We start from the raw sequence: 17,894 nt of genomic DNA on the forward strand, positions 1-17,894 counted from the left end.
TTGCTGATTTACACTGCGTACACCAAACTCATCTGTAACAAGGAAATAACTATGGGCGTGCTAAGTGAGTTCAAGGCCTTCGCGGTCAAAGGCAATGTGGTCGACATGGCCGTCGGTATCATCATCGGTGCGGCCTTCGGCAAGATTGTTTCGTCGTTTGTCGGAGACGTGATCATGCCACCAATCGGCCTGTTGATCGGTGGGGTGGACTTCAGTGATCTGGCCGTCACGCTCAAAGCCGCCGAGGGCAATGCGCCCGCCGTGGTGCTGGCCTATGGCAAGTTCCTGCAGACCGTACTCGACTTCATCATTGTCGCGTTCGCCATCTTCATGGGTGTCAAAGCGATCAACCGCCTGAAACGCGAAGAAGCCGTGGCGCCTACCCTGCCACCGGTTCCGACCAAGGAAGAAGAGTTGCTGGGCGAGATTCGCGACTTGCTCAAGGCCCAGAACACCCGGCCCTGAATGCTGTGCACGGTAAAAACAACGGCGCCTTAGAGGCGCCGTTTGTTTACCAGTAGTTTTCCACCGCCACCTGACCGGGCCGACGGGTCAGGCTGAGGCTCATGTGGCGTTTTTTCAGCAACGCACGCGTATCATCGATCATCTGCGGATTGCCGCACAGCATGACCCGCGAGTGCTCCGCCGACAGCTCCACACCCGCTGCGCGTTCCAGCTCACCATTTTCGATCAGTGTGGTGATGCGCCCGTGCAATGCGCCCGGATGCGCCTCACGCGTCACCGTCGCGATGAACTGCAATTTGTGCGCATGTTCGCTGAGGTATTCACGCTGCGTGAGTCCGGCAATCAGCTCCTGGTAGGCCAACTCCCGGGCTTCGCGCACGCTGTACACCAGAATGATGCGCTCGAATTTTTCCCAGACTTCGAAGTCCTGCAGAATCGACAGAAAAGGCGCCACCCCGGTGCCTGTGGATAACAGCCATAGATCGCGCCCATCGACGAAACGGTCCAGCGTCAGATACCCAAAAGCCTGGCGATCCACCAGCAAGGTGTCGCCGACCTGCAGCCGACTCAGCTCACTGGTGAATTCCCCGCCCGGCACGACGATGGAAAAGAACTCGAGAAATTCGTCAAAAGGTGACGACACCATCGAATAAGCGCGCCACACGATGCTGCCATCGGCTTTGCTCACGCCGAGTCTGGCGAACTGCCCGGCACGGAAACGAAAACCGGCATCCCGGCTAGTGCGCAAGGTAAACAGGTTTGGTGTGAGAGGTTGCACATCAAGCAAGGTCTGAGTGGTGTATTTCTCTGCGCTGGCAGTCATGGCGCACTCCATTGGGCGGTGGTTACCAGTGTCCCGCAAATGGCCTCTGTTAAACACCGATGATTGGTAATGGTATTTGAGCGTACGAGAACCCGAAGTCGTCACCAATATTTCAAATATGAGCAATTACTTTAGATTGCACCTTTAATATAAAACACAGTAGCGCTAAGAACTGTTTATCGTCAGATCACTATATTCAATCTCGAAAAAATTTAAGGCTTGTCGTAGGAAACATCCTACACTTCGTTGCGTGCTGGATCTTTTGGATCCATTCGGCGCCCCCCCGCAACGTCAATGGAGTGTAAGAGATGGAAACGTGGAAGGAGTCACAGTTAAAAAGACTGACTTTTGCCAAGGGATTAGAGACTGCCTATCCGATACTATTGCAGTTTGCCGAAAATCTCGGCTTCAACTTTTGTGCGATTTCAGTTGTTCCACTTCACCGCGACATGACTGTTAAAACCTTGCAAATCAATAACTAGCCGAATGAATGGAACACACAGTATGAAAAAAACAATTACAGCAAAATTGATCCGCTAATAGCACATTGCAATCACTCAATGACGCCTATAGTCTGGTGTGAGTCTGTATTCGCAGAGACCCAACCGTTGTGGCAAGGATTACAACGACACGGACTGCAACATGGCTGGTCACAGTCGTTCCATCACGAACCAAGTGGCTTGTGCAGCATTATCAGCCTGGCGCGCAAACACTGTCCGATCAGTCCTTTGGAGCTGTATGAACATTTTGGTTATATGTTCTACGCCACCAGTCACTTGAGTGAGCTGTTCGCCCGAACCCTGCCGCCAGAGTCTCTCAAACCTCGTCAACCGCACCTTTCACCTCGAGAACTGGAGGTCCTGCAACTGTCGGCGGGGGGCAAGACCGCCTACGAGATTTCGAAAATCCTCAGCCTGAGCGAGCGCACCGTGAACTATCACGTGCAGAACGTCATCGAGAAGCTCAACGTCTGCAACAAGATTTCCGCCGTCATCGCGGCCGCCAGAGCCGGGATCATCTAGTCGATCCAGCCTTGCACCCTTTTCAAAACTTGCGGGTAATGACAAAGAAAAAAACGTACCATTTGTGACCCTCCTGAGTGATGACGCGAACGTTAAGCGTTGCATTACACTCGGTCGGTTCCGCTGCACAATGTCAGGGCTGCGGAACACCCCGTTGATTACCCTGAGTCCCCGCCCGATGCCTTTGCTTGATACGCCCTTCGCCCAACTCGATCTGATCCGCCAGCCCGAACAGCAGAACGAACCGCTGCAAGCCTTCGATGCCGCCGACGAATACCTGCTCAACCATTTGGCCATGCAGCAACCGACGGCCGACACGCGTGTACTGGTGCTCAACGACAGCTTTGGTGCGCTGGCGGCCAGCCTGCTCGGCAAGGTCGAGATCAGCAGCAGCGGCGACTCGTTTCTGGGGTTTCAGGGCTTGGAGAAAAACCTGCTACGCAATGGCCAGGCCTTCGACGCTGTTCGCGGGATACCCGCCAGCGAGCCATTGGTCGGACCGTTCGACCGGGTGCTGATCCGCGTACCAAAAACCCTCGCGCTGCTGGAAGAACAATTGATCCGCTTGCAGGGGCAGCTCGCGCCCGGTGCCGAAGTGGTCGCCGCAGCCATGGTCAAGCATTTGCCCCGCGCCGCCGGTGATCTGCTGGAGCGCTACATTGGTCCGGTACAAGCCTCTCTGGCGGTGAAAAAGGCGCGGCTGTTGATCGCCACGCCGGAAGCAAAAGCCCCGGCCGTCTCGCCCTACCCTTCGCGGTATCGCCTCGACGAGCCGTCGATCGAGTTGCTCAACCACGCCAATGTGTTTTGCCGCGAAGGCCTGGACATCGGCACACGCGCCTTCCTCCCGCACCTGCCGAAAAACCTTGGCAGCGCCCGAGTCGCCGATCTGGGCTGTGGCAACGGGGTTCTGGCCATCGCGAGTGCCCTGCAAAACCCCGATGCGCAGTACACGCTGGTCGACGAATCGTTCATGGCGGTGCAATCGGCTGCCGAGAACTGGCGCGCAGCGCTGGGCGAGCGCGAGGTGATCGTGCGGGCCGGCGACGGTCTGGCCGGACAGGAACCACAATCACTGGACGTGGTGCTGTGCAATCCGCCGTTCCATCAGCAGCAGGTGGTCGGCGACTTCCTCGCCTGGCGCATGTTCCAGCAGGCGCGCGAAGCACTGGTGGTGGGTGGCGCGCTGTATATCGTCGGCAACCGTCATCTGGGTTATCACAGCAAACTGGCGCGGCTGTTTCGCGGCGTCGAGCAAGTGGCCGCCACGCCGAAGTTCGTGATCCTCAAGGCCCGCAAATAACCTTCAGGCAAAAAAAACCCTCCGCAAGGAGGGTTTCAACGCCGTACCCGAAGGCGCCGGGACGGGGATGATTCAGTGGGTGGTCAGGCCTGCCGCGTTCATGAACATGCGCATCAGGCTGGCGGCGATAAACAGCACGCCGACGCTACCGACCCAGATCAGGGCCAACCAGCCGAGCCGCTGCCACAGCGGTTTTTTTTCGGCTTCTTCAATGTCGTGCAGGGAATGTTTTCCAGTCATTTTCTTCAAACCTCTTCAAGATTGATGGCGCCATTGCCGACGCCATCGCGAGCAGGCTCGCTCCCACAGGGTTTTACTTAGTGATAGCCGTCTTCATGGGTAACCTTGCCGCGGAACACGTAGTAGCTCCAGAAGGTGTAACCCAGAATGAACGGGATGATGAACAGCGTGCCCACCAGCATGAAGCCTTGACTTTGCGGCGGTGCAGCGGCATCCCAGATCGAGATCGACGGCGGCACGATGTTCGGCCACAGGCTGATACCCAGGCCGCTGTAACCGAGGAAGATCAGCACCAGGGTCAGCAGGAACGGCATGTAGTTGGCGTTGCGTGCCACGGCGCGGATCAGCCCGTACATCGTCACCAGCACCAGAATCGGCACCGGCATGAGCCAGAACAGGTTCGGCATGCTGAACCAGCGCGAAGCGATTTCCGGGTGGGCCAGCGGCGTCCACAGGCTGACGATACCGATCACCGCCAGCAGCACGAACGCCAGTGGCCGCGCCAGATTGTGCATCTGCTCTTGCAACTTGCCTTCGGTTTTCATGATCAGCCAGGTGCAGCCGAGCAAGGCATACGCCACCACCAGTGCGGCGCCGCAGAACAGCGTGAACGGTGTCAGCCAGTCCAGTGAACCGCCGGCGAACTGCCGATTGACCACCGGCAAGCCATCGATGAACGCGCCCAGCGCCACGCCCTGAAAGAACGTCGCCGCCACCGAACCACCGATGAACGCCTTGTCCCACAGATGACGCTTGTCGTCCTTGGCCTTGAAGCGGAACTCGAACGCTACGCCACGGAAGATCAAACCGATGAGCATGAAGATCAGCGGCAGGTACAAGGCCGACAACACTACCGAATAGGCCAACGGGAATGCGCCGAACAACGCCGCACCGCCCAGTACCAGCCAGGTTTCATTGCCGTCCCAGACCGGGGCGACGGTGTTCATCATCACGTCACGGTCGACTTTGCCGGGGATGAACGGGAAGAGAATCCCGATGCCCAGGTCGAAGCCGTCCATGACCACGTACATCATGATGCCGAAGATGATGATCACGGCCCAGATCAGCGGAAGATCAATACCCATGAGTCAAATCTCCTTGGTCACGCGAAGGTCGTCGTCGCCGTGATCGGCATCGGCCGAGTCGTCGGCAGCGGACAACGGACGGGCCGGTGTGCGTTTCTTGCCGGGTCCACCGTCCGGCGTTTCCGCGCCCTCGCTGATCTTCGGCCCTTTGCGCACCAGACGCATCATGTAACCGAGACCTGCACCGAACAGCGCGAAGTACACCACCACAAACATGATCAGGGTGATGCTCATCTGCATGAAGCTGTGGTTGGAGGACGCATCCGCCGTGCGCATCAGGCCATAAACGACCCAAGGCTGGCGGCCGATTTCCGTAGTGAACCAGCCAGCGAGAATCGCGATCAGACCGGACGGCCCCATCCACAGCGCCAGATACAGGAACGGACGCGAGGTGTAGAGCGTGTCGCGCTTACGCAGCCACAGGCTCCACAAACCGGTGAAGATCATCAGGAAACCGAGGCCGACCATGATCCGGAACGACCAGAACACGATGGTCGAATTCGGCCGGTCTTCTGGCGGAAATTCCTTGAGTGCCGGCACCTGTTTGTCCAGCGAGTGGGTCAGGATGAGGCTGCCGAGGTACGGGATCTCCACGGCGAACTTGGTTTTCTCTTCTTTCATGTCCGGCCAGCCGAACAGGATCAGCGGTGTCGCTTCGTCACCGTGGTTTTCCCAGTGACCTTCGATCGCGGCGATTTTTGCCGGTTGGTGCTTGAGCGTATTCAGACCATGGAAGTCACCGATAACCGCCTGGATCGGCGCAACAATCAGCGCCATCCACATCGCCATCGACAGCATCGTGCGGATCGCCGGGTTGTCCTTGCCGCGCAGCAAGTGCCAGGCCGCCGAGGAGCCGACGAAGAATGCCGTAGCGACAAACGCTGCCGTCGCCATGTGCATCAGGCGATACGGGAACGAAGGGTTGAAGATGATCGCCAGCCAGTCGGTCGGAATCACCTGACCGTTGATGATTTCAAAGCCTTGCGGGGTCTGCATCCAGCTGTTGGAGGCGAGAATCCAGAAGGTCGAAATCAGCGTACCGATCGCCACCATGACCGTGGAAAAGAAGTGCAATCCGCGCCCGACCTTGTTCCAGCCAAACAGCATCACCCCGAGGAAACCGGCCTCGAGGAAGAATGCCGTGAGCACTTCATAGGTCAGCAATGGCCCCGTGACGGCACCGGCGAAGTCCGAGAAGCGGCTCCAGTTGGTGCCGAACTGGTAGGCCATGACCAAACCGGAGACCACGCCCATACCGAAGTTGACGGCGAAGATCTTCGACCAGAAATGGTAGAGGTCACGGTAGGTGTCGTTACGGGTTTTCAGCCACAGGCCTTCGAGCACCGCAAGGTAACTCGCCAGGCCGATGGTGATGGCCGGGAACAGGATGTGGAACGAGATGGTGAACGCGAACTGAATTCGGGCGAGATCTAGTGCCTCTAAACCGAACATATGGCTTCCTCTGTCAGGTAGTACCGGCTGCGGACCCGGAGGCCTGCACCCACTGCCCCCACGGATATGGAGTGCGGCGAATTCTGATTCGTTCTTTTTAAACAACCATCGCAACGCAGGGAGTCTGGCCAACTGGCCACCGGATCAATTCCTTTTGGGTCTTGATCTGGATCAAGCAACGTTGAAAGAGTAGTCCCATTTTTACCGTTGAACGGCGTGGTCGTTTGCCGCGTGACAAGTTGCCTCATAACCTTGGCAAAGCCCTGCAACAAATCCCCGAAGCGCTGGCAGCGAGAAAAACAGTACAGATCTCGAAGGCAACACAAATCCCCGAACAGCAGAATCCATCTGCACCGCAAAAAAATCGATGTCTGGCTAACTAAATTTTTCGTCATGGCAACTTCCTGTTACAGACTGGTGATAACCTCGACATTCCCCTCGAGCCAGACCTGCCTTCAGATGCCCAGCCAAGAGCCCCTGCTGTTACGTCATCACCGTCCATTTCTCGCTTTCTGGTTCGCGCGGATCTTTACCGCCAGCGGATTTCAGATGCTCACCGTGGCAATCGGCTGGAACCTCTACCAACTGACCGGCAACGTCCTCGATCTGGGTCTGGTCGGGCTGGTCGAGTTCGCCCCGCGCGTGCTGTTCATGCTGCACACCGGGCATGTCGCTGATCGCTATGACCGGCGCAAAGTCGCGGCGATCTGCCAGTCGTTACAGGCGTTGATCGCCTTGGCGCTGGCCATCGGCAGCGCCACCGATCACGTGACACGCGAGATGATCTTCATCCTCGCCTTCCTGCTTGGCGCGGCGCGCTCGTTCGAGATGCCGACCACTCAGGCATTGCTGCCGAGCATCGTGCCCAGTGCGCTGTTCCCTCGGGCAGTAGCGGCGGCGCAGTCGGCGCAACAGTCGGCGACCATCGTTGCGCCAGCGCTGGGCGGTTTGCTCTATGCATTCGGCAGCGTCTGGGTCTATGGCCCGACCGTGCTGCTCTATGTCATTGCCTGCTCCTTGATGCTCAACCTGCCTGCGCGGCAAACGCCGTTGAACAAAGGCAAAGCCACGCTGGACTCGTTATTGGCCGGGATTCGCTTCATTCGCAGCCGCCCGGACATTCTCGGGGCGATTTCGCTGGATCTGTTTGCGGTACTGCTCGGCGGCGCCACAGCGTTGCTGCCGGTGTTCGCCAAGGACATTCTACTGACCGGGCCGTGGGGCCTCGGGTTGCTGCGTTCGGCACCGGCAGTCGGCGCACTGGGGATGTCGCTGTTCCTCGCGCGGTTTGCCGTGGAACGCAATGTTGGCCGGGTGATGTTCACTGCAGTGGGCATTTTTGGCGTCGCGACCATCGCTTTCGGCCTGTCGACCTCGTTCTGGTTCTCGCTGGCTGTGCTGGTGGTGCTCGGCGCGGCGGACATGATCAGCATGGTCATCCGCGCGTCTTTCGTACAACTGGAAACCCCGGACGAAATGCGCGGCCGGGTCAGCGCGGTGAACGGGCTGTTCATCGGTGCCTCGAACCAGTTGGGCGAATTCGAATCCGGCGTCACCGCCCACTGGTTCGGCACCGTACCGGCGGTGGTCATGGGAGGGATCGGCACGCTGGTGGTGACCGGGACGTGGATCAAGTTGTTTCCGACGCTGGCTAACCGGGACCGGATGCATATCCCGGTGGAAGAGGTGAAGGTCTGACAATCTCCAAAGCACAAGACAACTGAAAATGTGCGGTACATAGTTACCGCACTGAGTGTAATGTATCGCCTTACACTCGAGCCCATGATCAAATCCTTTCAGCACAAAGGCCTTCGCGGCTTCTATGAAACAGGTTCGACTCGCGGGATTCGTGCCGACCACGCAAAACGGCTGTCGCGCATGCTGCAGTTCATGGATCGCGCTACGATTCCCGCAGACTTGGATCTTCCGGGCTGGCGCCTGCATCCATTGAAAGGTGAGCTGACGGAGTACTGGTCGCTGAGCGTTTCAGGCAACTGGCGAGTGATCTTTCGTTTTGTCGGTTCGGACATCGAATTGGTCGATTATCTGGACTACCACTGACAGGAGGCAGGCTCATGCCCATGCACAACCCGCCACACCCCGGTGAAACACTGCTGATGGATGTCTTGCCCGAGCTTGGCATCAGCGTGACCGAATTGGCCCGACACTTGGGCTTCGCACGCCCGCATCTTTCACGTGTATTACACGGACATGCGCCAATCAGCCCGGATCTGGCTGTACGTCTTGAGCGTGCTGGCATTGGCAAGGCGCGCGTGTGGCTAGGCGTACAAACCGACTATGATCTGTGGCAAGCGGAGCATCGGGAGCAACCGGTTATCGAGCTGATCGCTGTCCACGCCTGACACCTCCAGCCACTACAACTCCCCCGCCACTTTCGCCCGCAAGGCCTTGCCGCCGAGTTGCTCGACCAGCGTCAAGGCAAACTCCAGCGCAGCGCTGGAACCTTGCGCGGTGACGCAATTGCCGTCGACCACCACCGGTTGATCAACAAACGTACAGCCCGAGAGTTGATGGCTGGCGCCGGGCAGGCAGGTCATGCGCCGCTGGCGCAGCACGCCAAAGGTTTGCAGGGCGATGGCCGGGGCTTCGGCGATGGCGGCGAACAGGCGTCCGGCGCTGGCCTGATCCTTGACCAGTTGTTGCAGCGGCTGATGCGCCGCCAGGTGTTGAGAGCCAACGGCACCGCCGGGCAGGACGATAAGATCGAAGGTTTGCGCCAGCACGTCGACCAGCATGCCGTCGGCAGTCAGGCGCGTGCCACGCGCGCAAGTCAGCATGCGTCGTCCTTCAATACTGGCGGCGACCACTTCGATGCCGGCGCGGCGCAGCACGTCGATCAGGGTCACGCTTTGCAGATCATCGATGCCCTCGGCGAGGGTAATCAGGGCTCTAAAGGTCATGGGCGCTATCCGCTGGGTGATACTTCAAGCGTAGTCAGCTTCACCCGGATCGCGCTGCAACAGCCGTTACTTGATGTAAAGCTGGGTCGACATCGTGTTGCGTGGCGCGTTGATCGAGGTGTTGCTGAAAGTGAAGGTGCCTTCCTGTTTGCCCGCCAGATCGAAGGTATAGAGAGAACCGACAGTTTTACTGCCGGGGGTGCATTCGGTCAGGTTGCCGTTATCAAAGGCACACACCGGGGCACGGCTGCCGTTCACTTCAAAGCCGTCCAGTGCGACTTGAGGCTGGCTCTTGCCGTAGCCGACTTCGAGCACGTAGACCTTGATGTTCGGTCCGCTGTGATTGCATTGGGTCTGCGTCTGCCCATCGCCGATGTCTTCAAGACCGCAGGCCGGCGATTGCACCTTGATCACTTTAACTTGCGTCAACGGTGGCGCCGACGCCGCAGAGGCTGTCGATACCCCGGCCATCAGTGCGGCAATCAAACCCATAACCTTTATCCAGCACCTGCTCATGCGTTCCCCCCCGCCCCGAAAAAATCAGCGCGCAGTATGGCGCAGTTGGCTTCAAGGCAAAACTTCGCCGACGATCGACACCAACAACCGCCATATTCCTCACGCTGCTGGTATGATGCGCGGCTTTTTCCGGCCCACCACAATTTTTCAGGCGCTAGCGACGGTCTGTGCTTTGCTGTTGAGGTCGATACATTCACGGCGCCACGCGCGCCACGGGGAGCAGACATGCTGGAAAGGCTGTTTCAACTCAAGGCACACAACACCAACGTGCGCACCGAGATTCTGGCGGGCATCACGACTTTCTTGGCCATGGCCTACATTCTGTTCGTCAACCCGAGCATTCTCGGCGAGACCGGCATGGACAAAGGTGCGGTGTTTGTCGCCACCTGTCTGGCAGCCGCTATTGGCTCGACGGTGATGGGCCTGATCGCCAACTACCCGATCGCCCTCGCCCCGGGCATGGGCCTGAACGCCTTCTTCACTTACACCGTAGTTCTGCACATGGGCCACACCTGGCAAGTGGCGCTGGGTGCGGTGTTCATTTCGGCGGTGTTGTTCTTCCTGCTGTCGATCTTCCGCATCCGTGAATGGATCATCAACAGCATCCCGCTGCCACTGCGCTCGGCGATTGCTGCCGGTATCGGCCTGTTCCTGGCGCTGATCGCCCTGCACAACGCCGGTATCGTGGTCAGCAACCCGGCAACCATGGTCGGCCTCGGTGACCTGAAACAACCTGCACCGATTCTCGCCACCCTTGGTTTCGCCCTGATCGTCGCCCTCGAAGCGTTGAAAGTGCGTGGTGCTGTGCTGATCGGCATACTGGCGGTGACCATCGTGTCCATCGCCATGGGCTTCACTCCGTTCGGCGGCGTGACGTCGATGCCACCTTCGCTGGCGCCAACCTTCCTGCAACTGGACATCAAAGGCGCACTGGACATCGGTCTGGTCAGCGTGATCTTCGCCTTCCTGTTCGTCGACCTGTTCGACAACTCCGGCACCCTGATCGGCGTCGCCAAACGTGCCGGTCTGATGGGCAAGGACGGCCACATGCCTAAAATGGGTCGCGCCCTGATCGCCGACAGTACCGCGGCCATGGCCGGTTCGTTGCTGGGTACGTCGACTACCACCAGTTACATCGAATCCGCTGCTGGTGTGAGTGCGGGCGGCCGTACTGGTCTGACGGCCATCGTTGTGGCGATCCTGTTCCTGCTGGCGCTGTTCTTCTCGCCTCTGGCGGCCAGCGTTCCGGCGTTCGCCACTGCTCCGGCGCTGCTGTTCGTCGCTGTGTTGATGACTTCGGGTCTGGCGGAAATAGACTGGGACGACATCACCGTCGCCGCGCCGGTTGTGGTGACCGCGCTGGCCATGCCGTTCACTTACTCGATCGCCAACGGTATCGCCTTCGGCTTCATCTCCTGGACCGTGATCAAGTTGCTGTCCGGCCGCGCCCGTGAGCTGAACCCGGCGCTGGTGATTCTGTCGATTCTGTTTGTGATCAAGTTGGGTTGGTTCAACGCATGACATTTGATTCCCAGGCTTACGCCGAACAACTCGAAGCCAAGGTCACGCGCTTGCGGGACCTGCTGGCGCCGTTCGATGCCCCCGAGCCGACCGTGTTCGACTCGCCGCTGCAGAACTTCCGTCTGCGCGCCGAATTCCGCCTGTGGCGCGAGGGCGGCGATCGGCATTACGCGATGTTCGCTCAAGACGACAAACGCACGCCGATCCTCATTGAAGAGTTCCCGATCGCCAGCCTGCGCATCAATCAGTTGATGCCGCAGCTGAAGGCGGCGTGGCAGGCCAGTTCGGCATTGAGCCACAAGTTGTTTCAGGTTGAGTTTCTGACCACGCTGTCTGGCGATGCGATGATCACCCTGTGCTATCACCGTCCGCTGGACGAACACTGGCATGCAGCGGCGACAAAACTGGCGGCGGATCTCGGCGTCAGCATCATCGGTCGCTCGAAGGGCAAACGCGAAGTGCTTGGCCTCGATTACGTGGTCGAGAAGCTCGAAGTCGGCGGTCGCACCTTCAGCTATCGCCAGCCGGAAGGCGCGTTCACCCAGCCGAACGGCACCGTGAACCAGAAGATGCTCAACTGGGCGTACGAAGCACTCGGCGATCGCACTGACGACCTGTTGGAGTTGTACTGCGGCAACGGCAACTTCACCCTGCCGCTTGCCACCCGCGTGCGCAAAGTGCTGGCCACCGAAATCAGCAAAACTTCGGTCAACGCCGCATTGAGCAACCTCAGCGAAAACGCTGTGGATAACGTCACCCTGGTGCGTTTGTCCGCCGAAGAGCTGACCGAAGCGCTCAACGAAGTGCGCCCGTTCCGTCGCCTGCAAGGCATCGACCTGAAGAGCTACGAATTCGGCAGCGTTTTCGTCGACCCGCCACGCGCCGGCATGGACCCGGACACCTGCGAACTGACCCGGCGCTTCGACAACATCCTGTACATCTCTTGCAACCCGGAAACCCTGGCGGCCAACATCGCCCAGTTGCACGACACGCACCGTATTACCCAGTGCGCGTTGTTCGACCAGTTCCCGTGGACGCATCACATGGAATCGGGTGTGTTGCTGACCCGGCGTTGATTGCGGGGAGCTGATGCGAAAAAGCCGTCGTGATTGACGGCTTTTTTGTGCGCGTTCACTAAGCGGGATCGACCTTACGCGGACGCCCGCCCTTTTTGCCATTCGCCCGCGCGGCTGCAGACTTTGCCGCGCTGCTCTGACGGCCGTTGCGCGAAGCAACGGCAGAAGCGGCCATGGCTAATAGTGATGGGCTCGCCGAAATCATCCCGGAAATGGAAACGTCGAGGTCTTTACCCTCGTGACAAAGCGCAGTACCCGCGAAGCCGACTGTCAGGTTTTCATAATCCTCTGCATTGAATCCGTCGAACTCTGGATAACGATCCACCGGTAGCAACACACCGCTGCCGTCTTCAAAACGGATGATCAGGGATGGTTTCTCAAAGGTTACGGAGACAGCCTGCAAGCTATTCGTTCGGCGTGCTTGCCCTTGCTGGATGGCGACGTCGATCATCTCCTCCGTGAGGGGACGACGTGCGGATGGCTTAGCTTTGATGACTTTCATAAATCGATTTCCACTCCTTCCAATGCGTCTATCAATGTCAGAAGAGTTTTGCCCTCGTCTGGCAGATAACGCGCCGATCCCACTCTGTATGTCGTGTCAGTGACGAGTTTCATCCCCAACACTTCGTTTGAATGGCTGTCCCACAATTGATTGTCGAGACAGACAGTTTGCAATTTCGACCACCAGATCCCGCGTGCTCGTCGCAGATGAGCAGGCTGCTCAAGGGATCGACACAAGCCTTCCAGCACGGCCAAGGGTGGTCGACGAGAAAGCGGCACGACGTCCCAAAGCTCAATATCGTTGTGCCAGAAACTGAACTGTAATCGGGCATTCCAACTGCCCGCATTCACGTGAACGTGTGGTGGGCAATGTTCATCTCGCAGCATGATGACAATCGACAATCCTTTGTAGCTGCACACCTTCATGCTAACCCATCCGTTAGGTTAACAATTTTCAGGATTCGAGATTCCTTTCAAATCCGACGACTGGTGATCAAGCACATGACGTTTCACCGCTTTTGAGGCTAGCGTCGGAACGGTTCATGAGTCGGTCAATCTCCGGTAAAAAAACGTAAGCAAAGCTGTCTTCATATCTCGATCAATATTGCTTCTGTGCGATCACCGAACATAAATCGCCAAGGCCATTTTTGTTCAATTGACCATGGTAACTATCTAGTACATTTTATCTCCACAGGCTGAAACCTTCGGCCAAAGCCAAAAACAATAAGTGGAGTTACCCCTCATGCCCCCTATCGTTCTGGTGCTCAACGGCCCGAACCTGAACCTGCTCGGCACTCGCGAGCCGGCGACTTACGGTCACGAAACCCTGGCGGACATCTCGGCCTTGTGCGGTCGCGCGGCTGAAGAATTCGGCCTGGCCGTGGAGTTTCGCCAGACCAATCACGAAGGCGAACTGCTCGACTGGATTCACGCCGCCCGTGGCCGTTGCGCCGGGATCGTGATCAACCCGGCAGCGTGGACGCACACTTCGGTGGCGATTCGCGATGCGTTGGTGGCCAGTGAGTTGCCGGTAATCGAAGTGCACCTGTCCAACGTCCATGCCCGCGAACCGTTTCGTCATCACTCGTTTGTCTCGGCAATCGCCACGGCGGTGATGGCCGGTTTTGGCAGCCATGGCTATCGCTTGGCGCTGGAACATTTCAGTCAGCGGTTGAAGGGGTGAATCACATGTCCCGCTCTAACGTGATACTCGCCGGGCTGATCGGCGCAGGCATTCAGGCCTCGCGCACGCCGGCGCTGCATGAACATGAAGGCGATGCGCAGGGCATGCGTTATCTGTATCGATTGATCGATCTCGATCAGTTGAAAATGGACAGCACCGCCCTGCCCGACTTGCTGCTGGCGGCCGAGCGGATGAACTACACCGGCCTGAACATCACCTTCCCGTGCAAGCAGGCGATCATCCCGCTGCTGGATGAATTGTCACCGGAAGCCAAGGGCATCGGCGCGGTGAACACGGTGGTGTTGAAGGATGGTAAACGTGTCGGCCACAACACTGACTGCCTCGGTTTTGCCGAAGGTTTTCGCCGTGGCCTGAAGGATGCTGCGCGTGAACGTGTAGTCCAGATGGGCGCCGGTGGTGCAGGCGCGGCGGTGGCCCACGCGTTGTTAAGCGAAGGCGTCCGGCAGTTGAGCATTTTCGACGTCGACAGTGAGCGTGCGGAAAGTCTGGCGAATAATCTCAATCAGCACTTTGGTTTTGGTCGTGCGACGGCCGGCCGGGATCTGCCGAGCGCACTGAATCTGGCCGACGGTCTGGTCAATACCACGCCGATGGGCATGGCCAAACTGCCGGGCATGCCGGTGCCGGTCGAGTTGCTGCGCAAGGCATTGTGGGTGGCGGAGATTGTGTATTTCCCGCTGGAGACCGAACTGCTGCGCAATGCTCGCGCGCTGGGTTGCCGGACGCTGGACGGCGGCAACATGGCAGTGTTTCAAGCAATGAAGGCGTTTGAGTTGTTCAGCGGCGTGGTGCCGGATGCGCAGCGCATGCTGGCGCATTTTCAAAGCATGAATGGCTGAACGCTTTCCCCTGTGGGAGCGAGCCTGCTCGCGAAGGCGTCCTGCCAGCCAACACATGAGTTGCCTGACACACCGCTTTCGCGAGCAGGCTCGCTTCCACAAGGGGATATGCGTCAGGCCTGCAGGTAGCGCAACACCGACTCGCAAATCATCTCGCGATGCCGCTGCTTGATGCTTTCATCCGGCAGATCGATCTGGAAAATTTCGCCAAACGTGTGCCGGTTCGAAACGCGATAGAAGCAGAACGAACTGATCAGCAAATGTACATCCAGGGCATCAAGCCCGGCACGGAACACACCCTCTTCAGCGCCACGACGCAGAATCTCGCCGAGTGAATCGAGAATGGTGTTGTTCATCGCCTTGATCGCATCGGAACGCTTCACGTATTCAGCGTTGTGGATGTTTTCGATGCTGACGATGCGCACGAAATCGACGTTGCGGTCGTGGTGATCGAAGGTGAATTCCACCAGACGCCGAATCGCCTCCACCGGTGCCAACTCGGCCAGGTGCAGACGGTTTTCGGTGTTGCGGATATCGCCGTAAAGCTTCTCCAGCACCTCGACATACAACTGCTCCTTACTGCCGAAGTAGTAGTAGATCATGCGTTTGGAGGTGTGGATGCGTTCGGCGATCGCGTCGACGCGGGCACCGGACAAGCCTTGCTGGACGAACTCGACGATCGCCTCTTGCAAGATGTTCTCGCGGGTCTTTTCCGGGTTGTTCTTGCGACTCTTGCGCGGCTCCACGGCGGATACTTCGGTAGCTGCGGAAAGTTCTGAATTCATCGTCATTGCGGGCTCACGGCCATCACTGCACAGGCGGCGATTATGGGCCGCGCAGCACAGTGAAGGAAGCCGCGCGGCCTGTGTTTAATCCCGCGTTTACGAATTCCCTACAACTTCGCCTGGCGCACGGCGCCACTGCGTGACTTGGCCATCGCCGCCAGACGCACCGCGACGTTCGCCGCACCGTAACCGGCGTAGCCGTTCTTGCGCTGAATGATCTCGAAGAAGAAACGCCCTTCGAACGGTTCGGTGTAGACGTGGAACAGCTCTCCTCCCTGGGCATCACGGTCGTAGAGCACGTTGTAATACGCCAGTTCGCTGAGGAACTCATCGTCGAAATCGAATCGCGCGGCGAGGTCGTCGTAATAGTTGAGCGGGATATCCAGCAACGGCACACCCGCTTCTTTGGCGCGACTGACTTCGGCGAAGATGTCGTCACAATCGAAGGCAATATGATGCACGCCGGAGCCGCGATAACTCGACAGCGCGTGGGAGATGGCGGTGTTGCGGTTCTCGGAGATGTTCAGCGGCAAGCGGATAGAACTGTCGCGACTACGCAGTGCGCGGCTCTTCACCAGACCGTACGGGTCGGGCAGTACCACTTCATCGTCTGCCTCGAAATCCAGCAGGCTCTTATAGAACAACACCCAACTGTCGAGGCTGTCGGCCGGCAGCGCCATGGCCATGTGGTCGATACGCTTGAGCCCGCCACGGGCGGGCGCATCTGCCAGCAGATTGAAATCGGTGCCGTAAACATCAGCCTGTTCATCGACCAGATAGATCAGGCTACCGTCCGGGGCCCGCACTGCGGCCAGTTCCAGTTCATTGGGGCCGACCAGTCCGCGATAAGGCTGACCTTTGTAAGCGACCGCGCGCGCCAGAGCACTGGCGCTGTCCTTGACCCGCACAGCCGTGGCACACAACGACGGGCCGTGGGCCTCGAAAAAGCTGTGAGCAAATGAATACGGTTCGGAGTTGAGGATCAGGTTGATATCGCCCTGACGCAGCAGGCTCACGCTTTTGGAGCGATGCTGCCCGGCCTTGACGAAGCCGAGACGTTCCAGCCAGTTCGACAGCTTGGCGCCGAGGCTTTCATCAACGGCGAACTCGAGAAACTCAATGCCGTTGTACTCGCTGGCCTTAGGCGTTTCAAAAAGGATTTCACGGTTGGCCACAGGCGTCGCTTCCTGCTCCAGACGCTGGCGAGTTTTCTCTTCGAGGTACAGCAGCGAACGCAAACCGTCGGCAGCATTGGCCCGTGGCGGTGCCGCGCGGAAGCCGTCGTTGAAGATTTCCAGCGACAGCGGCCCGGTGTAGCCACTCTGGATGATCGGCGCGAGGAAACCCGGCAGATCAAATTCGCCCTGCCCCGGGAAGCAGCGGAAATGCCGGCTCCACTCCAGTACATCCATGGCCAGGATCGGCGCATCGGCCATTTGCACGAAGAAGATTTTGTCGCCGGGAATCTCGGCAATGGCGCTAGGATCGCCCTTCAACGACAAGGTGTGAAAGCTGTCGAGTAAGACGCCGAGGCTCGGGTGATCGGCCTGACGCACGATGTCCCAGACCTGTTGATAAGTGTTGACGTGACGGCCCCACGCCAGCGCTTCGTAACCAATGCGCAAGCCGCGCGCACCGGCATGCTCGGCCAGCAAGCGCAGATCATCGACCAGGATTTGTTGATCGCCGACGCTGTCGGCCGAGGCGTTGCTGCAGACCAGCACCAGGTCGGTGCCCAGTTCCTGCATCAGGTCGAACTTGCGTTCGGCGCGCTCAAGATTGCGCGCCAGGCGATCGCGGCGGCAGCCTTCGAAATCGCGAAACGGCTGAAACAGGGTGATGGCGATGCCGAGGTCGGCGCACATCTGTTTAATTTCCCGTGGACTGCCGTCGTAGTACAGGAGGTCGTTTTCGAAAATCTCCACCCCGTCGAACCCGGCGGCGGCGATGGCTTCGAGTTTTTCCGGCAGGGTGCCGCTCAAGGAAACGGTGGCAATGGAACGCTGCATGATTCAACTCCCGGACTGCGCCGCTTTTGGCTGGGATGGTTTTTGTAGTGAGGGAAATTATTGGCTGCATCGATCGCGGCAGCAATTTAAAGTGTACTACCCGGTTAGTTTTGCGTGCGATTATCGAACACA

19 protein-coding genes and 1 pseudogene are annotated in these 17,894 nt (G+C 58.5%); 10 read left to right on the top strand and 10 right to left on the bottom strand.

What is annotated here, in order from left to right; genetic code table 11:
* The first annotated feature begins 51 nt into the window (after positions 1 to 51).
* On the top strand, positions 52 to 465 hold the full coding sequence (mscL, locus tag ACZZ0G_RS07515) for a large-conductance mechanosensitive channel protein MscL (protein ID WP_122607880.1): 414 nt from the start codon (positions 52 to 54) through the stop codon (positions 463 to 465).
* Between the two features lie 46 nt (positions 466 to 511).
* Here mscL and ACZZ0G_RS07520 read toward each other — a convergent pair whose 3' ends face one another.
* Positions 512 to 1,288 (bottom strand): ferredoxin--NADP reductase, encoded by a 777-nt coding sequence (locus ACZZ0G_RS07520; RefSeq protein ID WP_463555767.1) that lies wholly within the window; start codon positions 1,286 to 1,288, stop codon positions 512 to 514.
* Positions 1,289 to 1,596: 308 nt separating this feature from the next.
* On the opposite strand from ACZZ0G_RS07520, the pseudogene ACZZ0G_RS07525 reads away from it, so the two are divergent.
* Both ACZZ0G_RS07525 and ACZZ0G_RS07530 read left to right on the top strand, forming a co-directional pair.
* Positions 1,597 to 2,310: pseudogene (locus tag ACZZ0G_RS07525) on the top strand (autoinducer binding domain-containing protein).
* A gap of 178 nt (positions 2,311 to 2,488) precedes the next feature.
* The gene (locus ACZZ0G_RS07530; protein ID WP_463555768.1) at positions 2,489 to 3,613 is read left to right on the top strand and encodes a methyltransferase; all 1,125 of its coding nucleotides are present in this window, start codon (positions 2,489 to 2,491) and stop codon (positions 3,611 to 3,613) included.
* Between the two features lie 72 nt (positions 3,614 to 3,685).
* Here ACZZ0G_RS07530 and ACZZ0G_RS07535 read toward each other — a convergent pair whose 3' ends face one another.
* From ACZZ0G_RS07535 to ACZZ0G_RS07545, 3 genes are all read right to left on the bottom strand, one after another.
* The gene (locus tag ACZZ0G_RS07535) at positions 3,686 to 3,853 is read right to left on the bottom strand and encodes a DUF2474 domain-containing protein (protein ID WP_016773090.1); all 168 of its coding nucleotides are present in this window, start codon (positions 3,851 to 3,853) and stop codon (positions 3,686 to 3,688) included.
* 77 nt (positions 3,854 to 3,930) lie between these two features.
* Positions 3,931 to 4,938, bottom strand: a complete 1,008-nt coding sequence (gene cydB, locus ACZZ0G_RS07540) for a cytochrome d ubiquinol oxidase subunit II (RefSeq protein WP_463555769.1) — start codon at positions 4,936 to 4,938, stop codon at positions 3,931 to 3,933.
* 3 nt (positions 4,939 to 4,941) lie between these two features.
* The gene (locus tag ACZZ0G_RS07545; RefSeq protein ID WP_463555770.1) at positions 4,942 to 6,390 is read right to left on the bottom strand and encodes a cytochrome ubiquinol oxidase subunit I; all 1,449 of its coding nucleotides are present in this window, start codon (positions 6,388 to 6,390) and stop codon (positions 4,942 to 4,944) included.
* 459 nt (positions 6,391 to 6,849) lie between these two features.
* Here ACZZ0G_RS07545 and ACZZ0G_RS07550 point away from each other — a divergent pair, with 459 nt between their 5' ends.
* The 3 genes from ACZZ0G_RS07550 (at position 6,850) to ACZZ0G_RS07560 (ending at position 8,753) form a co-directional block, all read left to right on the top strand.
* Positions 6,850 to 8,088 (top strand): MFS transporter, encoded by a 1,239-nt coding sequence (locus tag ACZZ0G_RS07550; protein WP_463555771.1) that lies wholly within the window; start codon positions 6,850 to 6,852, stop codon positions 8,086 to 8,088.
* Positions 8,089 to 8,172: 84 nt separating this feature from the next.
* Positions 8,173 to 8,451: a type II toxin-antitoxin system RelE/ParE family toxin gene (locus tag ACZZ0G_RS07555; RefSeq protein WP_127929858.1), complete on the top strand. Its 279-nt coding sequence runs from the start codon at positions 8,173 to 8,175 to the stop codon at positions 8,449 to 8,451.
* Positions 8,452 to 8,465: 14 nt separating this feature from the next.
* The gene (locus ACZZ0G_RS07560) at positions 8,466 to 8,753 is read left to right on the top strand and encodes a HigA family addiction module antitoxin (RefSeq protein ID WP_095048728.1); all 288 of its coding nucleotides are present in this window, start codon (positions 8,466 to 8,468) and stop codon (positions 8,751 to 8,753) included.
* A 12-nt stretch (positions 8,754 to 8,765) separates the two neighbouring features.
* On the opposite strand, the gene ACZZ0G_RS07565 is transcribed toward ACZZ0G_RS07560, so the two are convergent.
* Positions 8,766 to 9,311: a DJ-1 family glyoxalase III gene (locus ACZZ0G_RS07565; RefSeq protein ID WP_463555772.1), complete on the bottom strand. Its 546-nt coding sequence runs from the start codon at positions 9,309 to 9,311 to the stop codon at positions 8,766 to 8,768.
* 66 nt (positions 9,312 to 9,377) lie between these two features.
* The gene (locus ACZZ0G_RS07570) at positions 9,378 to 9,827 is read right to left on the bottom strand and encodes a DUF4879 domain-containing protein (RefSeq protein WP_463555773.1); all 450 of its coding nucleotides are present in this window, start codon (positions 9,825 to 9,827) and stop codon (positions 9,378 to 9,380) included.
* 225 nt (positions 9,828 to 10,052) lie between these two features.
* On the opposite strand from ACZZ0G_RS07570, the gene ACZZ0G_RS07575 reads away from it, so the two are divergent.
* Both ACZZ0G_RS07575 and trmA read left to right on the top strand, forming a co-directional pair.
* Complete coding sequence (locus ACZZ0G_RS07575) at positions 10,053 to 11,348, top strand: NCS2 family permease (protein WP_016986174.1); 1,296 nt, start codon at positions 10,053 to 10,055, stop codon at positions 11,346 to 11,348.
* Entirely contained in the window at positions 11,345 to 12,424 is a 1,080-nt protein-coding gene (gene trmA, locus ACZZ0G_RS07580) for a tRNA (uridine(54)-C5)-methyltransferase TrmA (RefSeq protein ID WP_141126443.1), read from the top strand. Before ACZZ0G_RS07575 ends, trmA begins: the two co-directional genes overlap by 4 nt.
* Before the next feature lie 58 nt (positions 12,425 to 12,482).
* Here trmA and ACZZ0G_RS07585 read toward each other — a convergent pair whose 3' ends face one another.
* Positions 12,483 to 12,926, bottom strand: coding sequence for a DUF2442 domain-containing protein (locus ACZZ0G_RS07585; protein ID WP_064392336.1), 444 nt, complete (start codon positions 12,924 to 12,926; stop codon positions 12,483 to 12,485).
* Complete coding sequence (locus ACZZ0G_RS07590) at positions 12,923 to 13,351, bottom strand: DUF4160 domain-containing protein (protein ID WP_463555774.1); 429 nt, start codon at positions 13,349 to 13,351, stop codon at positions 12,923 to 12,925. The genes ACZZ0G_RS07585 and ACZZ0G_RS07590 overlap by 4 nt, the downstream gene beginning before the upstream one ends.
* A gap of 316 nt (positions 13,352 to 13,667) precedes the next feature.
* Between ACZZ0G_RS07590 and aroQ the strand changes: the two genes are divergently transcribed.
* On the top strand, positions 13,668 to 14,108 hold the full coding sequence (gene aroQ / locus ACZZ0G_RS07595; protein WP_008084592.1) for a type II 3-dehydroquinate dehydratase: 441 nt from the start codon (positions 13,668 to 13,670) through the stop codon (positions 14,106 to 14,108).
* Between the two features lie 5 nt (positions 14,109 to 14,113).
* Positions 14,114 to 14,968 (top strand): shikimate dehydrogenase, encoded by an 855-nt coding sequence (locus ACZZ0G_RS07600; protein WP_463555775.1) that lies wholly within the window; start codon positions 14,114 to 14,116, stop codon positions 14,966 to 14,968.
* Positions 14,969 to 15,081: 113 nt separating this feature from the next.
* Here the strand turns inward: ACZZ0G_RS07600 and ACZZ0G_RS07605 are convergent, their stop codons facing one another.
* Complete coding sequence (locus ACZZ0G_RS07605; protein ID WP_463555776.1) at positions 15,082 to 15,759, bottom strand: TetR family transcriptional regulator; 678 nt, start codon at positions 15,757 to 15,759, stop codon at positions 15,082 to 15,084.
* Between the two features lie 101 nt (positions 15,760 to 15,860).
* Positions 15,861 to 17,762 carry a 3-dehydroshikimate dehydratase QuiC gene (quiC, locus tag ACZZ0G_RS07610; RefSeq protein WP_463555777.1) on the bottom strand — a complete coding sequence of 634 codons (1,902 nt, stop codon included), beginning with the start codon at positions 17,760 to 17,762 and terminating at the stop codon, positions 15,861 to 15,863.
* Positions 17,763 to 17,894 lie beyond the last annotated feature (132 nt).

The organism is Pseudomonas sp. AC169, assembly GCF_979258515.1.

Coding starts and splice junctions, on each gene's coding strand:
- ACZZ0G_RS07530 (WP_463555768.1), top strand. CDS start 2,489: ATGCCTTTGCTTGATACGCCCTTCGCCCAACTCGATCTGATCCGCCAG.
- trmA (WP_141126443.1), top strand. CDS start 11,345: ATGACATTTGATTCCCAGGCTTACGCCGAACAACTCGAAGCCAAGGTC.
- aroQ (WP_008084592.1), top strand. CDS start 13,668: ATGCCCCCTATCGTTCTGGTGCTCAACGGCCCGAACCTGAACCTGCTC.
- quiC (WP_463555777.1), bottom strand. CDS start 17,762: ATGCAGCGTTCCATTGCCACCGTTTCCTTGAGCGGCACCCTGCCGGAA.
- ACZZ0G_RS07585 (WP_064392336.1), bottom strand. CDS start 12,926: ATGAAAGTCATCAAAGCTAAGCCATCCGCACGTCGTCCCCTCACGGAG.
- mscL (WP_122607880.1), top strand. CDS start 52: ATGGGCGTGCTAAGTGAGTTCAAGGCCTTCGCGGTCAAAGGCAATGTG.
- ACZZ0G_RS07535 (WP_016773090.1), bottom strand. CDS start 3,853: ATGACTGGAAAACATTCCCTGCACGACATTGAAGAAGCCGAAAAAAAA.
- ACZZ0G_RS07555 (WP_127929858.1), top strand. CDS start 8,173: ATGATCAAATCCTTTCAGCACAAAGGCCTTCGCGGCTTCTATGAAACA.
- cydB (WP_463555769.1), bottom strand. CDS start 4,938: ATGGGTATTGATCTTCCGCTGATCTGGGCCGTGATCATCATCTTCGGC.
- ACZZ0G_RS07590 (WP_463555774.1), bottom strand. CDS start 13,351: ATGAAGGTGTGCAGCTACAAAGGATTGTCGATTGTCATCATGCTGCGA.
- ACZZ0G_RS07600 (WP_463555775.1), top strand. CDS start 14,114: ATGTCCCGCTCTAACGTGATACTCGCCGGGCTGATCGGCGCAGGCATT.
- ACZZ0G_RS07575 (WP_016986174.1), top strand. CDS start 10,053: ATGCTGGAAAGGCTGTTTCAACTCAAGGCACACAACACCAACGTGCGC.
- ACZZ0G_RS07550 (WP_463555771.1), top strand. CDS start 6,850: ATGCCCAGCCAAGAGCCCCTGCTGTTACGTCATCACCGTCCATTTCTC.
- ACZZ0G_RS07565 (WP_463555772.1), bottom strand. CDS start 9,311: ATGACCTTTAGAGCCCTGATTACCCTCGCCGAGGGCATCGATGATCTG.
- ACZZ0G_RS07560 (WP_095048728.1), top strand. CDS start 8,466: ATGCCCATGCACAACCCGCCACACCCCGGTGAAACACTGCTGATGGAT.
- ACZZ0G_RS07605 (WP_463555776.1), bottom strand. CDS start 15,759: ATGACGATGAATTCAGAACTTTCCGCAGCTACCGAAGTATCCGCCGTG.
- ACZZ0G_RS07545 (WP_463555770.1), bottom strand. CDS start 6,390: ATGTTCGGTTTAGAGGCACTAGATCTCGCCCGAATTCAGTTCGCGTTC.
- ACZZ0G_RS07520 (WP_463555767.1), bottom strand. CDS start 1,288: ATGACTGCCAGCGCAGAGAAATACACCACTCAGACCTTGCTTGATGTG.
- ACZZ0G_RS07570 (WP_463555773.1), bottom strand. CDS start 9,827: ATGAGCAGGTGCTGGATAAAGGTTATGGGTTTGATTGCCGCACTGATG.